22 protein-coding genes are annotated in these 22,109 nt (G+C 70.4%); 13 read left to right on the top strand and 9 right to left on the bottom strand.

Features of this window, described 5'->3' with window-relative positions; genetic code table 11:
* Positions 1-6: 6 nt before the first annotated feature.
* Complete coding sequence (locus tag BO221_RS11725) at positions 7-450, bottom strand: nuclear transport factor 2 family protein (protein ID WP_158079824.1); 444 nt, start codon at positions 448-450, stop codon at positions 7-9.
* An 89-nt stretch (positions 451-539) separates the two neighbouring features.
* Between BO221_RS11725 and BO221_RS11730 the strand changes: the two genes are divergently transcribed.
* Positions 540-1,595, top strand: coding sequence for a prephenate dehydrogenase/arogenate dehydrogenase family protein (locus BO221_RS11730; protein WP_073560507.1), 1,056 nt, complete (start codon positions 540-542; stop codon positions 1,593-1,595).
* Between the two features lie 139 nt (positions 1,596-1,734).
* Positions 1,735-5,397: a DUF2135 domain-containing protein gene (locus BO221_RS11735; protein WP_073560508.1), complete on the top strand. Its 3,663-nt coding sequence runs from the start codon at positions 1,735-1,737 to the stop codon at positions 5,395-5,397.
* Positions 5,398-5,416: 19 nt separating this feature from the next.
* On the opposite strand, the gene BO221_RS11740 is transcribed toward BO221_RS11735, so the two are convergent.
* Together BO221_RS11740 and BO221_RS11745 are read right to left on the bottom strand one after the other, a co-directional pair.
* Positions 5,417-6,013, bottom strand: a complete 597-nt coding sequence (locus tag BO221_RS11740) for a DUF2378 family protein (protein WP_083680962.1) — start codon at positions 6,011-6,013, stop codon at positions 5,417-5,419.
* Positions 6,014-6,036: 23 nt separating this feature from the next.
* The gene (locus tag BO221_RS11745; protein WP_073560810.1) at positions 6,037-6,372 is read right to left on the bottom strand and encodes a TerB family tellurite resistance protein; all 336 of its coding nucleotides are present in this window, start codon (positions 6,370-6,372) and stop codon (positions 6,037-6,039) included.
* 536 nt (positions 6,373-6,908) lie between these two features.
* On the opposite strand from BO221_RS11745, the gene BO221_RS11750 reads away from it, so the two are divergent.
* From BO221_RS11750 to BO221_RS11765, 4 genes are all read left to right on the top strand, one after another.
* Positions 6,909-9,008, top strand: coding sequence for a hypothetical protein (locus BO221_RS11750; protein WP_073560510.1), 2,100 nt, complete (start codon positions 6,909-6,911; stop codon positions 9,006-9,008).
* A 45-nt stretch (positions 9,009-9,053) separates the two neighbouring features.
* Positions 9,054-9,800, top strand: a complete 747-nt coding sequence (locus BO221_RS11755) for a hypothetical protein (RefSeq protein WP_073560511.1) — start codon at positions 9,054-9,056, stop codon at positions 9,798-9,800.
* 70 nt (positions 9,801-9,870) lie between these two features.
* The gene (locus tag BO221_RS54820; protein WP_073560512.1) at positions 9,871-10,176 is read left to right on the top strand and encodes a hypothetical protein; all 306 of its coding nucleotides are present in this window, start codon (positions 9,871-9,873) and stop codon (positions 10,174-10,176) included.
* Positions 10,169-10,807 (top strand): DUF3841 domain-containing protein, encoded by a 639-nt coding sequence (locus BO221_RS11765; RefSeq protein WP_073560513.1) that lies wholly within the window; start codon positions 10,169-10,171, stop codon positions 10,805-10,807. Before BO221_RS54820 ends, BO221_RS11765 begins: the two co-directional genes overlap by 8 nt.
* 9 nt (positions 10,808-10,816) lie before the next feature.
* Here the strand turns inward: BO221_RS11765 and traC are convergent, their stop codons facing one another.
* On the bottom strand, positions 10,817-12,634 hold the full coding sequence (traC, locus tag BO221_RS11770; protein ID WP_143195399.1) for an outer membrane exchange accessory lipoprotein TraC: 1,818 nt from the start codon (positions 12,632-12,634) through the stop codon (positions 10,817-10,819).
* A gap of 240 nt (positions 12,635-12,874) precedes the next feature.
* Between traC and BO221_RS11775 the strand changes: the two genes are divergently transcribed.
* The 4 genes from BO221_RS11775 to BO221_RS11790 all read left to right on the top strand — a co-directional run bounded on the left by BO221_RS11775 (position 12,875) and on the right by BO221_RS11790 (position 16,012).
* Positions 12,875-13,117 carry a hypothetical protein gene (locus tag BO221_RS11775; protein WP_073560514.1) on the top strand — a complete coding sequence of 81 codons (243 nt, stop codon included), beginning with the start codon at positions 12,875-12,877 and terminating at the stop codon, positions 13,115-13,117.
* A gap of 205 nt (positions 13,118-13,322) precedes the next feature.
* Positions 13,323-14,279, top strand: a complete 957-nt coding sequence (locus tag BO221_RS11780; protein WP_073560515.1) for a DUF4202 family protein — start codon at positions 13,323-13,325, stop codon at positions 14,277-14,279.
* A 306-nt stretch (positions 14,280-14,585) separates the two neighbouring features.
* On the top strand, positions 14,586-15,440 hold the full coding sequence (locus tag BO221_RS11785; RefSeq protein WP_143195400.1) for a PIG-L deacetylase family protein: 855 nt from the start codon (positions 14,586-14,588) through the stop codon (positions 15,438-15,440).
* On the top strand, positions 15,431-16,012 hold the full coding sequence (locus BO221_RS11790; RefSeq protein WP_073560516.1) for a GNAT family N-acetyltransferase: 582 nt from the start codon (positions 15,431-15,433) through the stop codon (positions 16,010-16,012). The genes BO221_RS11785 and BO221_RS11790 overlap by 10 nt, the downstream gene beginning before the upstream one ends.
* A gap of 69 nt (positions 16,013-16,081) precedes the next feature.
* Here BO221_RS11790 and BO221_RS11795 read toward each other — a convergent pair whose 3' ends face one another.
* A complete protein-coding gene (locus BO221_RS11795; RefSeq protein WP_073560517.1) occupies positions 16,082-17,197 on the bottom strand; it encodes a UTP--glucose-1-phosphate uridylyltransferase in 1,116 nt (371 codons plus the stop codon).
* A gap of 214 nt (positions 17,198-17,411) precedes the next feature.
* Between BO221_RS11795 and BO221_RS11800 the strand changes: the two genes are divergently transcribed.
* Positions 17,412-18,422, top strand: a complete 1,011-nt coding sequence (locus tag BO221_RS11800) for an SDR family oxidoreductase (RefSeq protein ID WP_073560518.1) — start codon at positions 17,412-17,414, stop codon at positions 18,420-18,422.
* An 85-nt stretch (positions 18,423-18,507) separates the two neighbouring features.
* Positions 18,508-18,732 (top strand): DUF2188 domain-containing protein, encoded by a 225-nt coding sequence (locus BO221_RS11805; protein ID WP_158079825.1) that lies wholly within the window; start codon positions 18,508-18,510, stop codon positions 18,730-18,732.
* Positions 18,733-18,762: 30 nt separating this feature from the next.
* Here BO221_RS11805 and BO221_RS11810 read toward each other — a convergent pair whose 3' ends face one another.
* Positions 18,763-19,683, bottom strand: coding sequence for a JmjC domain-containing protein (locus BO221_RS11810; protein ID WP_233165923.1), 921 nt, complete (start codon positions 19,681-19,683; stop codon positions 18,763-18,765).
* Positions 19,684-19,776: 93 nt separating this feature from the next.
* On the bottom strand, positions 19,777-20,175 hold the full coding sequence (locus tag BO221_RS11815) for a hypothetical protein (protein ID WP_073560520.1): 399 nt from the start codon (positions 20,173-20,175) through the stop codon (positions 19,777-19,779).
* Between the two features lie 139 nt (positions 20,176-20,314).
* Here BO221_RS11815 and BO221_RS11820 point away from each other — a divergent pair, with 139 nt between their 5' ends.
* A complete protein-coding gene (locus BO221_RS11820) occupies positions 20,315-21,124 on the top strand; it encodes an FRG domain-containing protein (RefSeq protein WP_073560813.1) in 810 nt (269 codons plus the stop codon).
* Here BO221_RS11820 and BO221_RS54825 read toward each other — a convergent pair.
* Both BO221_RS54825 and BO221_RS11825 read right to left on the bottom strand, forming a co-directional pair.
* Entirely contained in the window at positions 21,118-21,276 is a 159-nt protein-coding gene (locus BO221_RS54825) for a hypothetical protein (RefSeq protein ID WP_158079826.1), read from the bottom strand. The genes BO221_RS11820 and BO221_RS54825 overlap by 7 nt on opposite strands.
* A 108-nt stretch (positions 21,277-21,384) precedes the next feature.
* Positions 21,385-22,020 (bottom strand): alpha/beta hydrolase, encoded by a 636-nt coding sequence (locus tag BO221_RS11825; protein ID WP_073560521.1) that lies wholly within the window; start codon positions 22,018-22,020, stop codon positions 21,385-21,387.
* Positions 22,021-22,109 lie beyond the last annotated feature (89 nt).

Here is a 22,109-nt window from a genome sequence, read left to right on the forward strand (position 1 = left end):
CCGTGCTCAAGTCCCGGAGGCCCGTGAAGCCGCCCGTGTATTCGCGGGAGCGAAGGCCTCGACGACACCGGACAGGTCCTCGATGACGAGCGCGCGGACGATCTTCCCGCCGCTGAATTCGAGGACGAAGGCGAACTCGCTGTAGCAGGTGCGCCCGGTCTTCTTCACGACGAACTGCTCGTCGCCGAGGACGATGACCTGGTCGCCATTGCCGACGAAGTCCCAGGTCTTCACTTCCAGGACCTCGAGCACCTGCTCGAGCCGCTCGAAGTACTCGAGGATGGCCTCCCGGCCGCGGAACTCCCCACTGAGGGGAGTGCCCTTGGGGAGGGACAGCTTGTAGACGGCCTCGTCATCCAGGGCATCGAGGAGGGGCTGGTTGCTACCGGTCCGGGCCATCTCCTCGAAGATGAGCCGGGTCCGCTCCACGTTCTTCTTTGCTTCTGACACGTCGATTCCCTCGTGGCACTGCGCGGGAAGCCACTCTGCGCCCGAGCGGGGGAACACGGCCATGGCCCCCGTCATGTAGAGTTGGCGGCATGACGGTCGCCATCATCGGATATGGCCGCTTTGGCCGCGCGCTGGGCTCACTGTTGGACGCGGCGGGCATCGCCTACCGGGCGTGGGACACCGCGGCGGACATCCCCGAGCCCCACCGCGCCGGCTCCATCCCGGAGCTGCTCTCGGGGGCCGAGCAGGTGGTGGTGGCCGTGCCGGTGCCGCGGATGCGCGAGGTGCTCGAAACACTGCGTCCCCACCTGACGCCGGAGCAACTGTTGCTCGACGTGGGGAGCGTCAAGGTGAAGCCCGTCCAGGCCATGAACGAGGTGCTCGGGACGAAGGTACCGTGGGTGGGAACCCATCCGCTCTTCGGGCCCCTCAGCCTCGCCATGGCCGAGCGCCCGTTGCGCGTGGTCGTCTCGCCCAACCCGCTCCACCCGGACGCGGCCCGCCAGGCCCGGAGCTTCTTCGAGCGGCTGGGCTGCGAGGTCATCGAGCAGTCGCCCGAGGGCCATGACCGGATCATGGCGCACACGCACGCGCTCACCTTCTTCGTGGCCAAGGGGATGGTGGATGCGGGCTCGGGGGTGGACGTGCCCTTCGCACCCGCGAGCTTCAAGGCGTTGTCGCGCACCATCGAGCTCGTCCGCTCGGACGCCGGGCACCTCTTCACCGCCATCCAGCACGAGAACCCCTTCGCGCACGAGGCGCGCAGGCACCTGCTGCAAGCGCTCGGGGCCATCCACCAGGAGCTGGAGGCGATTCCGCCCGAGGCCGCCACACCGGACACGCCGCGCATGGAGCTGCCAGCGCTCGAGACGGGCCTGCCGGAGCTGAAGGAGACCCGCGAGCACATCGACCAGCTGGATCGCGAGCTGGTGGAGCTGCTGGCCCGGCGGGCGGAGCTGGCCCGGCGGGCGATTCGCACCAAGGCCGAGGCGGGCCAGCCGGTGCCGGATCCGGCCCGGGAAGACGAGATGCTCGCCACGCGCCGGGCCTGGGCCACCGAGCTGGGGCTGGACCCGGAGGGCGTGGAGTCCATCTTCCGCGCCGTGCTGCGCTTCTCCCGGCGCGCGCAGCAGACGAAGGGCTGACCCAGAACCCGCAGGAGGAGGTGTAGGACAACGCGGGCGCCTGCAGTCCGTTGGCGTCACGCGCCACGAAGGTGAAGCTGGATGAAACCCGTGGGGGGGGCATCTGCGTTCAGGCCGCCCGTGGGCTAGCCTCTGGCCCATGTCCCTCCCGCGCGCCCTGTTCACTGGAGTCCTCCTCGCGGCCCTGGCCCTGCCGGGCTGCAAGCGCAGCTCATCTGACGAGGAGAAGCCCCCGGTGCCCGAGGCCCCCAAGGTGGCCCCGGAGCCGTTCGCCCGCGCCGGGCTCACCGCGCCTGGCACCGTGCCGGGCGTGCGGGACACGGGGACAGTGGACCTCCCGGCGCTGCGCGACGCCGTCGCCGACCCGCAGCCCGTCACCGAAGAGGAGCTCATGCGGCTCGTGGTCGCGGCGAACTGGCGAGGCGTTCAGCCCGCTGATGAGCCGCGCACCGGAGCGCCCCAGGCTGGAGCACCACGGCCGAGCCGCCACGACGTTCAGCCTGTCGTCGCGGCGGAGGTGGACGCGTCCCTGGGCTCCGAGCAGATGGAAGGCGCGATGGCCCAGGCTCCGGCGGACGCGTCTCCGCCCCCCCCGCCGCCGCCCCCCTCCCCCGTGGCCATGCCCGAGCCCGCCCCGAGGGCCGCGGCTCCAGCGGCCCCCATGGATGGAGAGGAGGAATTCGAGGAGCGCCCACGCGTGCTGGAGCAGAAGCGGCGCGAAATCATCCAGATCATCAAGGGCGGCGGCGGCGGCTCGTCGGGTGGCCGAAGGGGTGGAGCACCCGCCCCGAGCGCGGCGATGCGGGACGACGCCTCCCCCGAGAAGCCCAAGGAGAAGTCCAAGCTGGAAGAGGCGCCCCGGCCGGTGCTGCCCAAGGTGGAGACCGCGCAGCGCGTGGCCAAGGTGCTGGTGCAGGACGACGAGGGCCGCTACCAGCCGCTGGTGACGCGCGAGGTGCGCGTGGTGACGTACATCCAGGGAGCCCGCGCGCGCACCGTGGTGGACTACCTCTTCGAGAACAACACCGCGCGCGCGTTGGAAGGCACCTTCTACTACCCGCTGCCGGGCGGAGCGACGGTGGCGGGCTTCGCGCTGTACTCGGGCGCGGTGGCGGTGGACTCGCCCTCGCTCTTCCAATCCACGGAGCTGCTGCCGCCACTGGGAGACTCGGGCAAGGCGGAGACGCTGGTGGCGGCCGCCCCGCCGAGCCCGCCGGGAGCGAAGCGCTCGTGGGGTGAGCCCCAGGAGGCCCGCATCGTCGAGCAGAAGCGCGCCCGCGAGGTGTACGAGGACGTGGTGCGCCGCAACGTGGACCCCGCCCTGCTGGAGTGGGCGGGCGCCTCCAACTTCAGCGCGCGCGTCTTCCCCCTGCCGCCCAGGTCCCTCAAGCGCGTGGTCATCGCCTACGAGCAGACGCTCCTCTTCGACGGCCAGCGCCTGCGCTACACGTGGCCGGTGCCGCCGGGCGCGGGCAAGGGCCTGAAGGTGTCGGCGCGCGTGCACGTGGACCCGAAGCACGCGGGCGAGGTGGTGGTGGGCCCGCAGACGGGCAAGCCGCTCACGCTCGGCACGTGGCAGGCGTGGGACTGGCCGAAGCTGCAAGGGGATGGCGTGCTGGACGTGGCGCTCACGCCCAGGAGCCAGGACGCGGACGTGCTGGTGGGCGCGGACCCAGCGGGACTGCCCGGGCAGGCCTTCTACACCCGCGTGCGGCTGCCGGAGCGGCTCACCGCGAGCAGTGAAGAGGCGGCCACCGGGCGGGCGGTGCTGGTGGTGGACACCTCACTGTCGGTGGAGGACGGCAACGCCTGGGCTCTGCAGGGCGCCATGCTGCGCGCGCTGCTGGAGAAGGACCCGAGCCTCACCGAGTACGCGGTGCTCCTCTTCGACGTACGCCCGCGCTGGCTGCACGGCACCGGCTTCCGGCGCAACACGCCCGAGGCCCGCAAGCAGACCTTCTCCGAGCTGGAGCACGCCTTCCTCGAGGGCGCTTCCAACGTGGGCGGCATGCTGTCCGAGCTGGACCGTGCCGGACGCGACTGGCTGAAGCCCGCGGCGGGCGGCGGACGGGTGACGGCCTTCCTGCTCTCGGACGGCAACGTCACCTGGGGACAGAGCAACGTGGAGGAGCTCATCTCCCGCCACCCGGCCGCGGAGACACTGCGGTGGGTGAGCTACCGCTTCGGCGAGGCGTCGGTGAACACGGACCTCTTCGACGCACTGGCGCGCTCGGGTGGGGGCCGGGTGGTGAACGTGCTCTCCGGCGCCGAGGTGGACGCGGCGGCGCGCGCGCACCGGGCGGCCTCGGTGGTGCTCGCCCGGGTGGGCGTGAAGGGCGCGCCGGTGAAGGATCTGGTGGTGTCGGGCCGGCCGCACCTCGTCTATTCCGGGCAGGAGCTGCGGGTGGCGGGGCGGCTGGTGGGCGATGGCCCGGCGCAGCTGGAGGTGGTGACGCAGGCCGCGGGCGAGGAGCGCACCCTGTCGGTGCCCCTGCCGCGCGACGAGGACAGCGCCTTCGCTCCCCGCGCGTGGGCCGAGCTCTTCGTGTCGCGGCTGGTGGGGCTGGATGACGTGAAGCTGGACCGGATGGTGGTGGCGCTCAGCCAGCACTACCGGCTGGCCAACGCCCGGGCCTCCATGCTGGTGCTGGAGTCCGAGGGCGACTACGTGCGCTACGCGGTGCGCGGCGAGCAGATGGATCTCACCGACCTGGACGCGCTGCGGCGGCAGCAGGAGGACCAGCGCCGGGACGAGCTGCTGGGGCTGTCACTGGACGGGGTGCCGGACGCGGGCCGCGAGGTGTTGCGGGTGCTGAAGGAGAAGCAGGCGGAGCTGGGCTCGCGGATGAAGGCCCAGCCGCTGCGGGACGAGCCCTACGCGGGAGGCGAGGAGCGGCTGCAGGCGGAGCTGGCGTACCGGCGGGCGCGGCGGGAGAACAAGGACGACGTGCTGGTGTACGAGACGGTGGCGCGCAAGCGGGCCTTCGCGGGCGACACGTGGGGCGCGGTGCGGGCGCTCTCCTCTCCGGTGGAGCTGCGCCCCAAGGACGCCGAGGCGCTGCGGCTGGTGGGCTATGGGCTGCTCGCGCTCGGCCAGTTCCCGGCCGCCACGGAGCTCTTCGAGCACGTGCGGCTCAACCGTCCCTTCGAGCCCCAGTCCTACCTGGAGGAGGCCCTGGCCCTGGATGCAGCGGGGCGTCCCGCCGAGGCGGCGCGCAACTGGGAGATCGTCCTGGCCCGTGCCTGGAAGCGCCACGATGGCCAGACGAAGACGGTGGCGGCGTACCACTACGGCCGGATGCTGGCGGCCCTGGCGAGACATCCCACGCTGGCCGCGCAGTCGGCGGCGCTGGAGGCCCGGCGGCGCGAGCTGAACAGACTCCAGGAGACGAGCCCCATCGACTACCAGCTCACCACGCACTGGAACTCGGACGGGACGGACATCGACCTGTGGGTGATGGAGCCCAACGCCGAGAAGTGCTTCTACCAGCACAAGGAGACGTCACTGGGCGGCAAGCTGCACTGGGACATCACCGACGGCCTGGGGCCGGAGCTGTACCACGCGCGCAAGGCGGCGCCGGGCACGTACTTCGTGCTGGTGCACTACTTCGGCAACAACTCGCAGCGGTACGTGGTGCCCACCGCCCTGCTGCTGGTGACGGACCGGAACGTCTTCTCCAAGGACGACGCCTACCAGCGGCGCTTCCAGGTGCGCATCCTGCCCAGGCAGAACGCCCAGCTGCTGCTGCGGCGTGAGGAGCTGGTGCCCGCTCCAGCTCCAGTGGCCAAATCCCAGGAGTGAGGCCCCCTCCCCGGCCCCATCACCAGGAGCAGTGCAGCTGGAAGTTCATCCCCGGCTCCAGACACGGCCCCAGGGTGACGGTGATGTGCACGCCCGAGATGTTCTGGGCGATCACCGTATAGGCCCCCAGCAGGAACGAGGGCCCCATCAGCTCGCGCTTCCAGATGAGCCGGGCATGGGTGGGTCCCTCGCGCTCGTACTTGCGCTCGCCATACGTGACGAGCACCCGGGCCGAGGCCTGTGACACCGCCAGCCGCTCGTGCGGGTCATTCCCCACCGCCAGGTGAGCGGCCCTGCTGAAAGGTGTACCCTGGGTGATGCGAGTCACCCACCCGCCCATCTCCTCCAGCGCCTGCGGGTAGGTCAGGAGCCCCTGCTTGTCGGCGAGGTCCGCCGCGGCGTCCATCATCCGCAGCAGCTCCGCCACGGGGTAGCGCTGGAAGCTGGCCCACGGCCGGAGCGGCCATGTGGCTGCCCGCACCGAATCCGCCACGTCCCTGCCCAGCATCTCCCGTATCGACAGGTAGGCGTTCTCGCAGAATAGCCCGGAGACCAGATCTTCCGGGGTGGACTGCTCGATGCGCCGGGCCATCGCCTCTCGTGTATCCGCGTCCATCGGCTCTCTCGGGGCGGGGGTGCTCAGCGCCCGGGGCTCAGGATGAGGCGCAGCTCCTCGAGCATCTCCTGCTCGGAGGCCTGGAGCTTGCCATCACTCGAGATGAGCGCGCGAGCCGCCTCGAGCACCTCATCGGAACGATCTCGCAGCAGGCCCAGATCGGGCGCCGGCAGCGTCACGCCGCCCTCCAGCGCCTTCTTGAGGGCGGCCACCTCCAGCTCGGGCACGCCCCAGCTGCGCGCCGCGCCGAGGATGGTCCCCACCTCCTGCACGTCGATCTGATCATCGCTCCAAGCCAGTTGGAGCATCAACTTGAGCACCTCGATGTTGAAGTGATCCTCGGGGGTGGGTTTCGCCATGGGAAGCGCAGCCTCGCCGTTCCCGCCGCGAACGTCCATGGGGGGCGGGCCCCTGAAAGCGAGAGAGCCCCCATTTCCCGGCGGCCCGACGCACCGCGGCTTCGTCCTCCGGCGCACACCCGGCGGCGGCGGCTGCCCCCGTGCTGCCCACCCGCCGACATCCCTCCCCGGGCCGTGTCCTCGCATTCCCTCCATTCCCAGCAATCCCTTGCACGTATTCGCCATGGACTCACAACACCGGGGGACGGCTCCGCCAGGGCTGCAGAACCGCCAGCCCGGCAAAAGCCTGACAACGCCCCACGCGCGCCCTGCAAGTCATTGTTTGCCCGGTTCCACGCGGGAGCGGATTTCCCTGAGATACAGCGGGGTTCCAGGGTCTCGACCCGGAGGGACGGACTTTTCCAGCCCCGTGGACCCGGGCGGATCGCATGAGCAAAGAATGGCACTGTCCGCCTTGACGAAATGGCGCCCCGGGCGTTTTCTTTTCATGAAAGGGATTACCCTCATCCCGAAGAGGACTGAGGAGAGAGCCGCACATGCGTGGAGACGTAGAGACATCGGCCGGACCGGGCCTCGCCGCCGGGAGCTACTCGGGGTACTCGCTGCACGCCGAGAGGCCGGAGAAGTCCATCAACCTCATCCTGTCCCAGCCGGGGATCAGCAGCAGCCGGGTGACGCGGCTGAGCCCCACCGTGGTGTGGGCCCTCCCCGAGCCGGGCGCCGAGCTGCCTCCCCGAGACCGCCTGCTGCAACTGTTGCTGGACGACAACGGCCGCACCATCGGCCCGCTGAGGGGGGAGCTCTTCTGGAGCGATCCACGCCGGTATGACGCGCCCATCGGCATCCAGCTGGTGGGGGTGACGCGGGAGCAGGGCCGGCAGATCCTCTCCCTGCTGGACGTGGCGGCCCGCGAGGGACGGGCCCAGCCCGCCGTGTCGCCGCAGCCCATCGAGGAGGCCTTCGTCGAGCCCGAGCGCATCCGCTCCATCCTCAAGACGGTGTGCGTCATGAAGCACGAGGGCCTGCTGCGGCAGCTGGGCCGGACGCTGCGCGTGTCGCTGGAGTACTTCGACGTGGCGTCCTCGCAGCTGCACTGGCGGCTGGAGGAGCCAGAGGCGCTCTGGGGCATGGCGCCCTATGACATCGAGGTGGTGGGCCACAACACGGCCTACCGCATGCGCGTGCCGGCGCTCGGGACGCAGGGCGGCCGGATGGTGACACCCCTGCCGCGGCGGCTGTGGAAGGTGCGCCACCGCTCACACCGGCGCGTGCCCGCCCCCGAGGGAATGACGGCCTGGTTCCACCACCCGCTGTGGGGCGAGCTGGGGCCGCTCGAGCGCGAGGTGGTGGACCTGTCCTTCAACGGCCTGTGCCTGCGCGGCACGCCCGAGGACCTCATCTTCCCGGGGCTGCTGCTGCAACCCCTCGAGGTGCGTGGCGCCAATGGCGAGCCCATCCTCCTGCGGGGCGAGGTCCGCTACGTGGGCGGCAAGCAGCAGGACGGGCAACGGCTGTTCGGCCTCCAGGTCACCCCGCGCACGCCGGTGGACGAGGCGCGCTGGGTGCAGCTCGTCTCCCAGGCGCTCTGCCCCGCCACGCGCGGCGCGGAGGGGCTGCTCGAGCCGCTGTGGGAGCTCTTCGTGGACTCGGGCTACTTCAACCTGGCCGGCAAGACGACGGAGCACTTCCAGGAGCTGCGCGCCAGCTTCCTGGAGACGGGCCACCATGCCGCGCACCTGCCGCGGCTCTTCTGCCAGACGGTGTGGCCCTCGGAACGAGGGGTGGAGGCCACGCTCTCCTCGGTGCGGCCCTACCGGCACACCTGGCTGGTGCACCAGCTGGCCAAACGCCCCGGCAAGCCCGCAGCGGACGTGCCGCCCGGACAGATTCTGCGCGACATCCACGTGCGCACGCTGGAGCACGCCCAGAGCGATCCCGACTTCCGGTGGCTCATCGCCTACACCGAGTCCACCGTGCCCCTCATGGAGCGCGTCCACCACGTCTACGCGCGGGAGCACGAGGCCAGCGGCGAGGCCCTGGTCATGCCCGTGCGCCTGATGCACGTGAGTTGCGATGAGCCGAGCGGGCAGACCGGCCACGGTTTCGAGCTCGGCCCGGCGCGCTTCGAGGAGAAGAAGCGGTTGGTGGAGCAGATCGCCCGCACGCGTCCGGCCAGCTACGTGGACGCGCTGGACCTGTCGCGCGAGCGGTTGGACCTGAGGGACGCGATGGAGACGTGGCACGAGGCCGGGCTGGAGCGCGAGCGCCAGGTGCTGGTGGCGCGCCGCGACGGCGTGGCGGTGGCCGCCCTCCTCCTCGAGCTGGGGCAGCCGGGGACGAACCTCTTCCGCCTGCTGGACTCGGCGCGCCTGTTCCCGCTCACGCCCGAGGGTCCGGAGGCCTATGTGGCGCTGCTGGACGAGGCCCGCGAGTGGTACGCGCGGCGGGGCCGCAACGCCTTCGTCTTCGTGCGCGAGGACGAGGACGACAGCTACGCCGCCGCCGCCCGGCTGCACGACGAGCCCGGCGCGAAGCCCTGCCTGTGGCTGCTGTCCGCCCGGCTGCTGCCCGATTTCCTGGAGTACGTGAGCGAGGCGACCCTGGGCCGCCTGACGCCCGTGACTCCCACCGTTTGAAGTGCCGTCGCCGTACCGCAGAAAGAGCCGTCAGGAGTCGTCGCCATGAGTCTGGTCAAAGAGTTGTATGAGCCCTACGTCCTGCCCGCCCGTGCCCGCATCTCGACGGATCCGGTGATGCGCAGGCTGGTGGACCCCGCCATCGAGCCGGCGGTCCTGGAGCGTTTCTTCATCCAGTACCACTCGTTCGGCGTGTACATGACCGAGCCGGTGGAGGGGTGGATCCGCCGGGCGGGCCAGCGCTGCCTCCTCCTGGGGATGGACTCGATTGGCAAGGGGCTGCTCAAGCACGCCAAACAGGAGGCCGGCCACCACCAGATGATGATCGACGACGTGCGGATGCTGGTGCGCCGGTGGAACATCCGCCGCCGGGCCATGCTCCACACGGAGCGGCTGCTGGCCCAGTACCCCACGGACGCGATGCGGGCCTACCGGCATCTGCACGAGGCGACGATCGCCGGGGAGCTGCCCGCGGCGCAGATCGCCATCGAGTTCGAGATCGAGAACCTCTCGCTGGTGCTGGGGCCGCACCTGCTGTCCAACGTGGCGCGGGTGCTCGGCCGGGAGACGCTGGAGGGGCTCAGCTTCCTCAAGGAGCACGTGCAGCTGGAGGTGGGCGGCACCAACGCGCGGATGATGGAGGAGTTGCTGCAGATGATGCCGGAGAACGCCCGGACGCTGGCGGAGACCGGCTCCGAGGCACTCGACATCTACCTGCGCTTCCTGGGGGATTGCCTCCAGTCGGCCGAGGCCGCGCTGTGGTCCCCCCAGGACGAGGCCGTGGCCTGCTGAAGGCCCGGAGACCCTTCCCGAGGAGCGCCTTCATGCCGTAAGCAGGGTGCTCCTCGAAAGGAAGGGTGTGATGACTCGGGTTCCGTCGAAGCTGAAGCGCTCCGCCTCGTCAGTCCCTGGCTGGTTCCTGCTCGGAATCCTGCTGGGCTCCGTGACGGGTTTCGCCGCGGGTGGGGGGCTGAAATACCCCGCCGATTGCGATCACGCGAAGCTCAAGCGAGCGGCCAACAAGAATGGCTGCTCGACGCACTCCGGCTCCAACCACCTCACCGTCAAGAAGAACGGCAAGGTCATCACCCAGATACCCCACACCGTCAAATCCAACGGGACCTGCCAGGGCACCATCAAGGCCATCAACACCCATTGCGGTGGATAAGACCTCCCGCCCGGGTACGGCCCGCCCGAGGCCGGAAGACCCCCTGAGACTCTGGACCATCCGCTCGGGCCCCGAGCGCGCGCTGCTGGAACGGCGGGGCGTGCTGCGCACGGATGGCAGGCGAATCCCCCGCTACCGCCAGGACGCCTACGCCTGGATGGGTGAGCAACTGGCGAAGCGGGTGGGGCCGCCGCCTCCAGGCTGCCGCTACCCGCTCTGGGCCTGGGTCCAGTACGGCGGAGAAGGCCGTCCCCAGCCGGACCTCCGTGCCAGGGGACACTGTCCGCCTGGAACCCGCGCCATTCGCATCGAGGCCGTGCTCCCCAGGCGGAGCGTCCTCCTGTCCGACTTCCAGAAGTGGCATGCGGTCCTCAACCGCACCTACCTCGCGGGCTCCGAGCGCGATTCGCGGGCCTTCGAGGCGGCGCTCCGGCGCGCGGGCGTGACGGACGCCTGGCCGTACCCCGAACCCTTCGCATCCCGGGTCATCCAGAGCTGGGAACGGGTGTTCGAGCTCTCTGACGACGACGAGGCCTGGTGGGGCCCGGCCCGCGAGAGACAGCTCCAGGCCGTGTTCTGGGAGCTCCACGCCGCGCAGGTGCGGCGGCTCACTCCCTTCGTCGCACGGTGAGGGTGCGCCTCAGCGCCCGAAGATGGACTCGGGGCGGGTGAGGCCGCGCGCCTGGGACAGCGCCTGGAGGATGTCCTGGGGCGGCGCGTCCGCGGTGAGCAGCAGCGCGCGCACCGCCGTCTCCACCACGTCCTCGGCGCTGGGGCGCACCATGCCCCGGCGCGCATCCTCCACCCGGCGCTGGCGGTACACGTCGAAGTGCTCCATCACCCGCTGGGCGATGGACTGCATGGCCTTGTCACCCGCCTCCACCCGCAGCTCCGACTCGGTGCGCAGCTGCACCGGATCCGCCAGCACGCCCACCTTGTCGTAGGCCTTGTTGGCCGCGTCCTCGTGCATCGCCGCGTAGTCCTCGCTGTGCGGCGAGGCCGCCGCCGCGTCCTTGGACAGCGACACCAGCCGCTCGGTCACGCTCGCGGTGATGGACAGCCGGTGCAGCTCCACGTCGTACGGGTAGTCGGCGTAGACGGGCTCGTCCACCGTGAGGGGCTCGCGGTAGTAGGCATCCCGGCCCCGCTGCACCTCGCGCCGCTGCGTCTCCGCGCTCTCCTGCGCCGACTCCAGCCGGCGCTCCAGCTCCTGCGCCGCCGAGGCCCGCTGCGACAACGCGCCTTCCTCCGCCTCGCACTGGGGGTTGCAACGCGACGGGCTGCACTCCTTGGGCACCTCGCCGGGCTTGGACTGGCCGAAGGCCCTCACGCACTCGGCCAGCGCGGTGCTGCACGCCTGGCGCTCGCGCGAGCGGCAACGGGTGGCCACCTCGCGCGCCTGGGCCAGCTCGTCCTGCTTGCGCAGGTAGTCCCGCAGCACGCCGGACAACTTGCGCTCCACGTCCTCCAGCTTGCGCTCCTGCTCCAGCAGCACCGACTCCGTCTGCAGCCGGCGCGGGTTGGGCACCGCCTTGTTCGTCACCAGGTAGCGCTGCGACTTCTGCGCCTGCTCCACCGACTTCACCGGCATCACCCGCTCCACCGACAGCCCCAGGCGCACGCCCTCGTGGTCCTTCGGCGCATCGGCGGTGATGACGCGGATGGGCACCTCCTGCGGCAGCAGCGCCGACAGCCGCCCGGGCGACAGCCGCTGCGCCACGTCCGGCGCCTCCGCCTTGTCCTCCGCCGGCCCCGTCACCACCAGGAAGGCGATCTCGTCCTGCAGCTTGCGGCGCACCGCCTCGGCGCGCTCCAGCGCGGGCGTGGCCCCCGTCTGCTCCTGGTTCGCGCGCACGTACGCCAGCAGCGCGTTGCCCAGCTTGCCCTCCTCCTCCAGCCGCTGCGCCGTGCCGAACCACCGCCGCGCCAGCGCCGTCTGCACCCCGATGACGCCCTTGCGCGCCGCCACGTTCCCCTCGTCCACCGCCAGCACCGCCTCGAACTCGGCCCGGGCCTCCGGCAGCCGATCCTCCTTCAACGCCTTCTGGGCCACCTCCACCCGGGCATCCAGCGTCTGCGCCAGCAGCATCCGCGCATCCGCGTTCTCGCCGTCCAGTTGCAGCGCGCGCACCAGCAGCGACGTGGTACCGGCCAGGTCTCCCTCGGTGAGCTTCACCCGGGCGCCCTGGAGGATCTCCGCGCTCCACTGCTGGCGCAGCTGGAGCAGCTTCGCCTTCGCCTCCGCGTCGTTGGGCTCCTCCGCCAGGGCGCGCAGGTAGGCCTCCTCCGCTTCGGCCCACTTCTGCTGGGCGGAGAATGTGTCACCCTCCTTGATGGCTCGGGCGAAGGGCGAACAGCCCGCCGCGGCCAGCAGGGTGACGACGGTGAGGGCAACCAATCCCAGCCGGCGGGCCAGGGGCGACGAGGGGGGGTCGAACGAGGAACGCACGGGGCGCATTGTCGGGGAAAGCCCCATCCGGATGAAGCACCGAGTGAAGGCGCACCAACCAGGAGAGCGGGCCCCCGGAACGGTTGCGTGACGGCCTCACCGCCGGGCGCCCGCCCGCTCGCCTGTTGTGCGGACGAGGCGGCTCGCCGCATCCCCCTTCCCGGCTCGGGAATGACGCGACGCACCAGTGGGTATGAAGAGGAGTCCCGAGGGGGGCTCACAGATTCTTAGAGAGGGAGTTTCAGCGACATGGCCTGCTCGCCACCCAAACCCAATCCCACCGAGCTCCGCCTGCCCATGTGGGCGGACCACCATCGCGTCGAGGACTACCGCAACGTCCACTGCCGCTCGTACGCGATGTGCATCGACGCGGCGGTGCGTGAGGACTGGGAAGGCTTCACCTGCCAGAAGTGCCCCTTGTTCCACAATGACGCCGCGCCGCGCGCGGAGCAGTACGCCTTTGATCAGCCGGCCGACAACGGCCGCCCGTAGTCACCCGGAGTCCAGCCGTCTCCCGGGTGGACGCCACCCGGTGTGCGCCAGCGCACGGGCCGCCCGTGGGCTCCGTGCACTGGCACACGTGGGGACCGTCCCCCGGTGCATTGGCCCACGCGCCCGTACATGGAGCCCTGGCCATTCCACCCCGGCGGCAGCACCTTGACGCGTCCTCACGTGCGGGCCACCCGCGGGAGACGCGATGATCCGACAGCTGCTGCTGTCCGAAACGGACTTCCGGGCTGAAGACGCGACGCGAGCGCACTCCGGTGCCTTCGTGCTGCTGGCCGAGGAGTTTCCCACCGTCACCGTGTGGCCCGTCACCCTGGATGGCCACGAGAACGTGCTGAAACTGGACGCCCAGCAGTGGCGCGCCCCGGGGTTCGACCCGTTCGACTGGGACGAGCGCGTCTTCACCGCCGACGCCGCCGGGAGCCTCGCGGGCCACGACCTGGCCCTGCACATCACCGGCTCCCCGCGCGAGGCGCTCGCGGCCACCGCCCTGGAAGTGCTCACCCGCTACCAGGGACTCATCGGCCGCCGCAACGCCACCTCCGCCGGGCCCCTCTTCGACGCCATCCTCGCGCGCCACCTGGCCCTGCACGACCTGAGCAAGCCCCTCGTGCTGGCGGACTACCGGCATGCGCTGGACACCTGGCAGTGGGTGCTGCGGCTCGCGCCCCACGCGGACCTGGCCCTTCAGACGGCGGCCCTCTTCCACGACGTGGAGCGCCTGCTGTCCGAGGCCGACGCGCGCGTGGAACACCACGCCCCGGACTACCAGGCCTTCAAGGACGCCCATGCCGCCCGCGGCGCGGACGTGGCGTGCGCGCTGCTCTCCGACGTGGGCATGGACAAGGCCACCATCGAGCGCGTGCGCTGGCTCATCGGCCGCCACGAGCGTCCCGAGGGCGACATGAGCCTCACGCTCCTCAACGACGCGGACGCCCTGTCCTTCTTCTCGCTCAACGCCTCGGGCTTCGCCCGCTACTTCCCGCTCGAGCACACCCGCCGCAAGGTGACCTACACGCTCGGACGGCTGCGCCCCAATCAGCGCTGGCGGCTGGCGCGCGTGCGGCTCGCCCCCCAGGTGCGCCGACTCCTCGAGGAGGCCGTCGGGGCCATCACCCTGCCATCCACGCAGCAGGAGTCCGCATGAAACGAAACATTTCCCCTCTCCCCCCGGGAGAGGGACGGGGTGAGGGTGCCGGGTCCAACCGGGTTGCATCCCCCACCCGTGTTCACGGATTTGAAGAACGGTGACGGATACCCTCACCCTGACCCTCTCCCGAAGGGAGAGGGGACAGTGGGTGGTGGGTTGAAACAGGGTGGGTTGAAACAGGTGGGTTGAAGCAGGGTGAGTTGAAACAGGGTGGGTTGAACGGGGTGGGACAGGGCGGGATGGAGCAGGACAGGGCGGGAAGGAGAGGCGGCGTGGAGAGAACCCCAGGAAGGAGGCCCGTGGATGCGGCCTCCTGATGAATCGACGTCGTTGGACAGGTATCTGGGTGGAGACGGGCGCACGGTCGGAGACATCCTCGCGCCCCTGCTGCTGCCGCCCCAGGCGTTGCGCGGCTCCATCCTCTTCATGGCCGCGCACCCGGATGACGAGGTGCTGGGCGCCTCGTGGCTGCTGCGCCGCAGTCCCGGCTGCCACGTCGTCCACGTCACCGACGGCGCTCCGAGGGACCCCACACTGCGCCCCCCGGGTGCACCGCCCGCTCGCGAGGCCTACGCGCGCATCCGCGAGGAGGAGTCCTTCGCGGCCCTGGCCCTGGCGGGGGTGCCCCGGGACAACCTCTTCTCGCTCGGAGCCGTGGACCAGGAGGCCGCACTGGACCTCGCCACGCTCACCGGGTGCCTGGTGGCGCTGCTCAAGGCGCTCCGCCCGGCGCTCCTCGTGACACACCCCTACGAGGGCCGGCATCCGGACAACGACTCCGCCGCCTTCATGGCGCATGCGGCCGTGGCGCTGCTGGCGCGGGCGGGGCGCACACCTCCGGCACTGCTGGAGATGGCTCCCGGGTTCCTCCCCGCGCCGGATGGCCGTCCGGGCACCACCGTGGCCTTCACCGAGGCGGAGTGCATCGCCAAGCAGCGGATGCTCGCGTGCTACGCCTCGCAGGCCCGGGCGCTGGAGTCCTTCCCGGTGGGCAGCGAGCACTACCGGGCCGCGCCACGCTACGACTTCACCCGTCCACCTCACGAGGGAGCGCTCCAGTACGAAAACTCCGGCTGGAGGATGACAGGCGCCCGCTGGCGGGAGCTCGCCCGCGCGGCCCTCGAGACGCTGAAACTTCCGGAGGCACCATGGCACTGAGCACGGACATCACGACGCCCCACCTCCGGCCAGCGCGGGCCCCCGCGCCCCTCGAGGTGGAGGAGATCGTCTCCCTCCGGGGACTCGAGCAACTCCAGGGCGAGTGGCGCTGGCTGTGGACGCGTTGCCCCACGGCCACCACCTTCCAGCGGCCCGAGTGGCTGCTGCCCTGGTTCCGGAGCTTCGGCGCGTCCTTCTCGCCACAGCCGCCCTGGGTCATCACCCTGCGCAGCGAGGGCCGGTTGGTGGGGCTCGCGCCGCTGGCCATCCGCGAGGAGAACGGGGGCCGCGTGGTGCGGCTGCTCGGCGAGGGCAGCGCCGATCACCTCGACGTGCTGATGGATCCACAGCTGGCACCGCACGGAGTGCGGCTCCTGTTCGACTGGCTCGCCCTCAATGGTGAGCTCTGGGACACGTGTGTCTTCGAGCAGCTCCGAGAGGGCTCGCCCCTGCTGCACACGCCGGCACCCGAGGGCTGGGGCGATCGCACCGAGACGCGGGAGCCCTGTCCCCGCACGGGCCTGCACCACTACCGGCGCATCCTCTGGCACGGACCCGAGCGCAAGGTGTGAGCCAGGCCCCGGAGCCGGGGTCCACCGCCCTCATCGAGGAGCGTGGACCCCGCGAGGCTTCGCACCTTCTCAGGAGCCCAGCAGGCGCGGCTTCAACCGCTCCGCCACGCGCGGCAGGTCCTCCGGCGCCTTCACCGGCTCGAACCGGCTGGCCGCCGGGTCCACGCGCTCCACCTCGATGAAGGCCACCGGCATCAGCGGCTGGCCATCCGGACGCGTGAGGCTGCTCGCCTCCGCCGTCACCTGCTCGAGCTGAATCACGGGCTTGTCGTCCACCTTCTTGGAGACCGCCCGGTAGGGAATCGGGACGTCCTTCCCGATCATCGCCTCCAGGTCGAAGGTGATGTTGTTGGTGGAGATGAAGCCATGCTGCGCCGGGTCCACCTTCTCCACCAACTGGAGCTGGCCCTTGAGGCGCACCGGCGCCGCGCCCGCGTCCAGCGCCCCGCTCGGGTTCTTGCGCGGCGTCACCTCCACCGTCATGGCCTTGCCCTGCTTGATGTGCAGACCGATGACGATGGGGTCCAGCGTCGCCCCGAGGTTGTCCACGTTGGAGAAGTACACGTGGCGCACACCGCGCCGGCTCAGCTCGTCACCCACGCCACTGTCGCGCAGCGCCCGGAACACGTCGCCGTGCCCGGACGGGGCGAAGGACAGCTTGCCCTCCGCGTCCTTGAACAGCTCGCCGGAGGACGTGAGCCGCGGGAGCATCCGCTGGCGGAACAGGAACACGTTCTCCTGCAGCCGGTGGTCCGCCAGGTACTCGGCGATCTCCTCATGCGTGAGGTAGGACGTCATCAGCGCCATGGGCACCGGACGCCCGTAGTGCCGCCCCAACTGCCGGGCCTCCTGCAGCTTGAAGTCGAGGAACGACTTCCCGCCCACCACCTGCACGAGCCCCTTCACCCCACCGCCGAAGCGCGTGCCGGCGCCACCGGCCACCACGAGGCCCGCCACATGGCCCTTGCGGAACGCCTCCTCGCCCCGCGCCTTGCAGTCCTCGTACTCGGGAGTGCCCGCGCGCGGCAGCGGCTGGATGTCCCCTTCCTGGAGCGGCTGGAGGGCGCCCGCCAGCGGCGGGGCTTCGATGAGCTCGCCCCGCTTGTACCGGGCGAGCAGCTCGCGAAAGCTCGCGGCGTCGAATCCGTCACGCGCGAGCTGGGGATTGTCGAGGTCCATATCCATCGGTTGGCCTGTCACGAGTGCAAGGAGATTCTGCGCACCTCCGCGGTACGCATGTCCGCTCTGGACCCCCCAGGTCTCTCATGAACACAGGCAAGGGGGAAGAGGCCTGTCTGCTCAGCTGCCGGACATTCAACGGGCTCGGGGCAGGAAGGCCCCGCCGCCATGTCCACTGCTGCGTTGCGTAATCGGTACCTAGCCTCCACGAGGAGGCGGCATGACCAGGAAGATCCAGGGGTCCGTGGTGGTCATCACCGGCGCGTCCAGTGGAATCGGCCGTGCCACGGCACTCGCGTTCACCCGGCACGGCGCGAAGGTGGTACTCGCGGCCCGGAACGAGCAACCGCTCCACGAGGTGGCTTCCCAATGCGCCGGGCTGGGTGCCGAAACCCTCGTGGTGCCCACGGACGTGACGGACGAGGCATCGGTGAAGGAGCTGGCGCGCCGGGCGGTGGAGCGATTTGGCCGCCTGGACATCTGGGTGAACAACGCGGCCGTCACCGGCTTCGGCTTCTTCGAGGACACGCCTCCGGACGTCTTCCGCCGCATCATCGACACCAACTTCTTCGGCTACGTGCACGGAGCACGGGCCGCCCTGCCCCTCTTCCGCGAGCAGGGCAGCGGGGTGCTCATCAACAACGCCTCCATGGTGGCCCGGATGTCGGAGCCCTATGTGAGCGCCTACGTCGCCTCCAAGCACGCCATCCGCGGCCTGTCACAGAGCCTGCGGCAGGAGTTGGCGGTGAAGAAGGCCCGGGACATCCACGTGTGCGTGGTGATGCCCGCCACCATCGACACGCCCTTCTTCCAGCATGCCGCCAACTACAGCGGCCGCGCCGCCAAGGCCATGCCCCCGGTGTACCCCGCCGAGCGCGTGGCCCGGGCCATCGTGCACATGGCGCAATGGCCCCGGCGCGAGCTGTTCGTGGGCAACTCGGCCCGCCAGTTCAACCTGCTGTCCTTCGTGGCCCCGGGCCTCGCCGAGCGCCTCATGGCCCGCATGGTGGACCGGCAGCACCTGTATCAGGATGTTCCAGCCTTCCCGACGCCGGGCAATCTCTTCCAGCCCTCGAGACATGGCGCGGAGAGCAGCGGCGGCTGGATGCCTCATGGCCTGACGCGGCTCCGCCGCTCGGCGTTGAGAACCACACTGACCGCGGTACCCGCGGTCCTGGGCCTCTGGTGGCTGAGAACCCGCCTGCTCACTCGTCTGCCTTCCGCAAGCTGACCCCGGGGACAATGCCTCGTCGGGTGCTACATGACAGCTTGACCTCATGAGCCTGGCGATTCGGAAAGAGAGTGAGCGACGCGAGGTGGAAACCGCTACCGGCCGGCGGTGGGTGATCGTGGCCGCGGATGGACGGGGTTGGTACGTCCGGCTCGAGGGCAGCCGCGGCCTCGACCGGTACCCCAACGTGACGCAAGCCATCCACCGTGGCCGCAGGCTGGCGCACCAGAACAAGCCCTCGGGCCTCGTCGTCCGGTACACGGACGGTGAGGAAGAGGAGTCCCACTACGAGCTCGCGGTGAGCCCGTAGCGGAGGTCCACGGAGCAGGTGGGCTCCGGCTCACTTCTCCGGGTCGCGCGAGGACCCTTCGCGCAGCACCGACGAGCGCAGGCCGGCGGTGGCGGCAGCGGCCATGAAGCGGAGCACGAAGCGCGGATCATCCAGCATCCGCTTCAGCTCGCCGCCGAGCTCCTGGAAGAGGGCGCGGTACGCCTCCATCTTCTCCGGGTCCGGCAACGGGGAGGCGTGTCCGAGCATCGGCAGCCGCTTCTGCCACGCCGGCGAGCGCAGCAGGTGCGTACGGACGTAATCCAGTACGTCGATGCCCGTGGGAGGCATGAGCCCCACCGAGATGGAAATGGCCTCCTGGTCCGGCGCCGTCACCTCGTGCCAGAAGCCGCCGGGAATGTAGAGCCAGTCCCCCGCCTCCAACCGGCACTCCTGGATGGGCGTGCGCTCGCGCGAGGGGCTCATCTCGTCCTTGAGCGTCTCGTGCAGGGGCGTGGGGTTGAGCGTGTTCTGGCGCAGCAGGTAGCGCTTGGCCCCGGACGTCTGGAAGATGAAGACCTCCTCCGGGTCGCAATGCCAGCCGAAGCTGCCGTGGCCCGCGGGCGTGCAATAGACCTGGAGATTGACGGTGCCCTGCAGCTCGGCGGAGAGGGTGCGCCCCAGTTCCGCCAGGCCGGCGTCGTACCGGTCCGGGTTGCGCAGGGCCAGCGAGTATCCCTCCTTGAAGAGCGCGCGGGCCTCGGCGGCGGTTCTGGGCCGGGCACCGGGCCATAGCTTGCCATCGCGCACCAGCAGCAGGTCGCACGAGGTCGTCTCGACGAGGCGATCGACGGTGGCCCAGGTCGCCAGCTCCCGCAGGTGCGCCGCGGTGGAGGGCTTCGCGAGGGGCTGTTTCTGGTAGTGCTCCTGGAGGAAGGTGGAGCGGGGGATGTCTCCCAGGAGTGTATCGATGAGCATGGAGTGAGCGGACACGCGGGGCCGAGGATGCACCTGTTGCCAGGAACAATCCAGGAGCCCCGCCATGCCGCGCTCGGCGAAGTGCTGGTCCACGAGGACATCGCGGAATCAGACCCTCGCGCGGCGTCGCGGTCTCATGCCACCCGGAACCGGACGCTCGGCGGCCTTGTAGTCGGTCATCAGCCAGACCAGGGAGAGGCCAACGCCCGAGAAGAGGAAGAAGTTGCGCGCCGAGACGTCTCGCGAGAAGCCGAACGGGACGGGCGCGATGATGAGGAAGATCGCGACGACGGCCTCGATGGAGCCGTGCACGGTGAAGGGGATGAGCTTCGCCACGCCGAGCGGATAAGCCGTCATCAGGCTCATGAGCAACTGCGCCACGGCCAACACGTAACAGAGCACCGCGGACGACCCCGAGAAGCCGAACAACGTGGGCGCCAGGGCGAGCAGGGCCACGATGAGATAGTCGCCGTAGCCGTGAATCCTGGGGGAAAGAGGGGGTTTCATCGCGGAACCTCCGGAAGTGGACATACCCTGTCACGCAGCGTGGGCATGCCCGGCGCCAATGCCATCCCGGCACCGAACACGCTCCCACGGAGCAAGGGAGCACGTGCCAGCGAGCCCCGGGCTGCCCATCTTCCCGTCCGTGTTGGAACACCGGGTGAAGAACTGGGTGGAGTTGCAGGACGCGCTCTTCGAGGGCTCGTGGAACGAGAGCCTCCGGCGCTTCCGTCCCACGCTCGCCTTCCGTGGCATGCCGGACTCGCGCCATGACCTGGCCACCAGCCTCAACCGTCGCGGGGGCAACTACTCCCGCCAGGAGCACGTCATGCTGCGCGCCTTCCGCAAGTACGCGCGCGGCACCTCCAACCCCTGCGACTCCCTCTGGGATTGGCTGTCGCTCGCCCAGCACCACGGCCTGCCCACCCGCCTGCTCGACTGGACCTTCAGTCCCTACGTCGCGCTCCATTTCCTCTCGGAGGATCCGGAGCTGTACGGCGTGGACGGCGTGGTGTGGAGCGTGGACTACCGGGAGACGAACCGGCTGCTGCCCCGTCCCCTCAAGGCCCAGCTCCAGGAAGAGGGCGCGGACGTCTTCAGCGCCGAGATGCTCGCCTCGGTGGCCGGGGACCTCGCCACCTTCGACCGGCTCACCCGCCATCCCTTCGTCCTCTTCTTCGAGCCGCCCTCGCTCGACGAGCGCATCGTCAACCAGTTCGCCCTCTTCTCGGTGATGAACGATGCGTCGGCGCGCCTGGACACCTTCCTCGAGAAGCAGAAGCGCGGCGTGCGCCGGCTCATCGTCCCCGCGCACCTCAAGCAGGAGGTGCGGGACAAGCTCGACCAGGCCAACATCACCGAGCGTGTGCTCTTCCCCGGCCTGGACGGCCTGTCCCGCTGGTTGCGGCGCTACTACAACCCGCGTCCTCCCGGCGCCCCGGACGGCGCTCAGTAACCGTGGGCTTCCCGGTCCGAGGGGGGCCTCTGGCCCTCCGTGGCCCGACCCTCCAGTTCCACACGCTTGTCTCCCATCCTGCTGATGCCCCCCAGGATGAGGGTGAGGGCGATGACGAGGAAGAACACGATGAATCCAACGAGGAATGCCATTCGAGCGACCTCCTTTCCGCTCAAGCTAGGGCCGCCCCTGGAGCGCGTGGGGCAGAGACACGCGTGAGGGCCTGCCCGCCCGCCCGGTCTCCATGCCGCCCTCACCGCTCAGGCGCGCAGTTCCTGGAGGAGCCAGTCGAGCACCTTCGTGAAGACGCGCTCGGCGGCCTCGTCCAGGACGTGGCCCGCTCCCGGAATGAGCTCCAGCTCCTTCCGCCCCCTCGCCCGCTCGTGGATGCTCAGCGAGCAGCTCGGGGGCAGCACCGCGTCCGACAGGCCATGCACCAGCAGCAGCGAGCGCGGTGACAGTTGTGACACCGCCTCCGTCCCGTAGCTCTGCGGCGCCAGCCCCACCACCGTCGTCACCCAGGGCGATTGCGCCCCGGCGTCGATCATCACCGCCCCGCCAAACGAGTGCCCCACCAGCGCCACCCGCTCCAGCCCCCGCCCCACCAGGAACTCCACCCCGGCGAGCACGTCGTGCACCGACTCCGTCAGGTCCGTCGAGTGCCGGTACTTCAACCGCAGCGTGGACAGGTGATGCCGCAGCAGTTCCTCGCCCAGCCGCGGGAATAGCCCGAGCGCCGGTGTGTCGAAGCCTCCCCCGACGCCACCCGCCAGCAGCGCCCCTTCCTTCGCGCCCAGGGACTCGTACAGCAACGTGTCCACCGGGCCCTGTCTCGTCCGCAGCGTGTACGCCCTCGGCTCCAGCGCCCCATCCTGCGGCGTCTCGATCTCCGACATCCCTCTCCGCGCCTCCTCTCGTACCGCCAGCCCCTTGCCATCACGTTGGGCATGCACGGTCGGTGGGGAAGGCTCGGGAGTTCGAGCGG

This window comes from Archangium sp. Cb G35, from assembly GCF_001896145.1.
Taxonomy (GTDB): Bacteria; Myxococcota; Myxococcia; order Myxococcales; family Myxococcaceae; genus Archangium; species Archangium violaceum.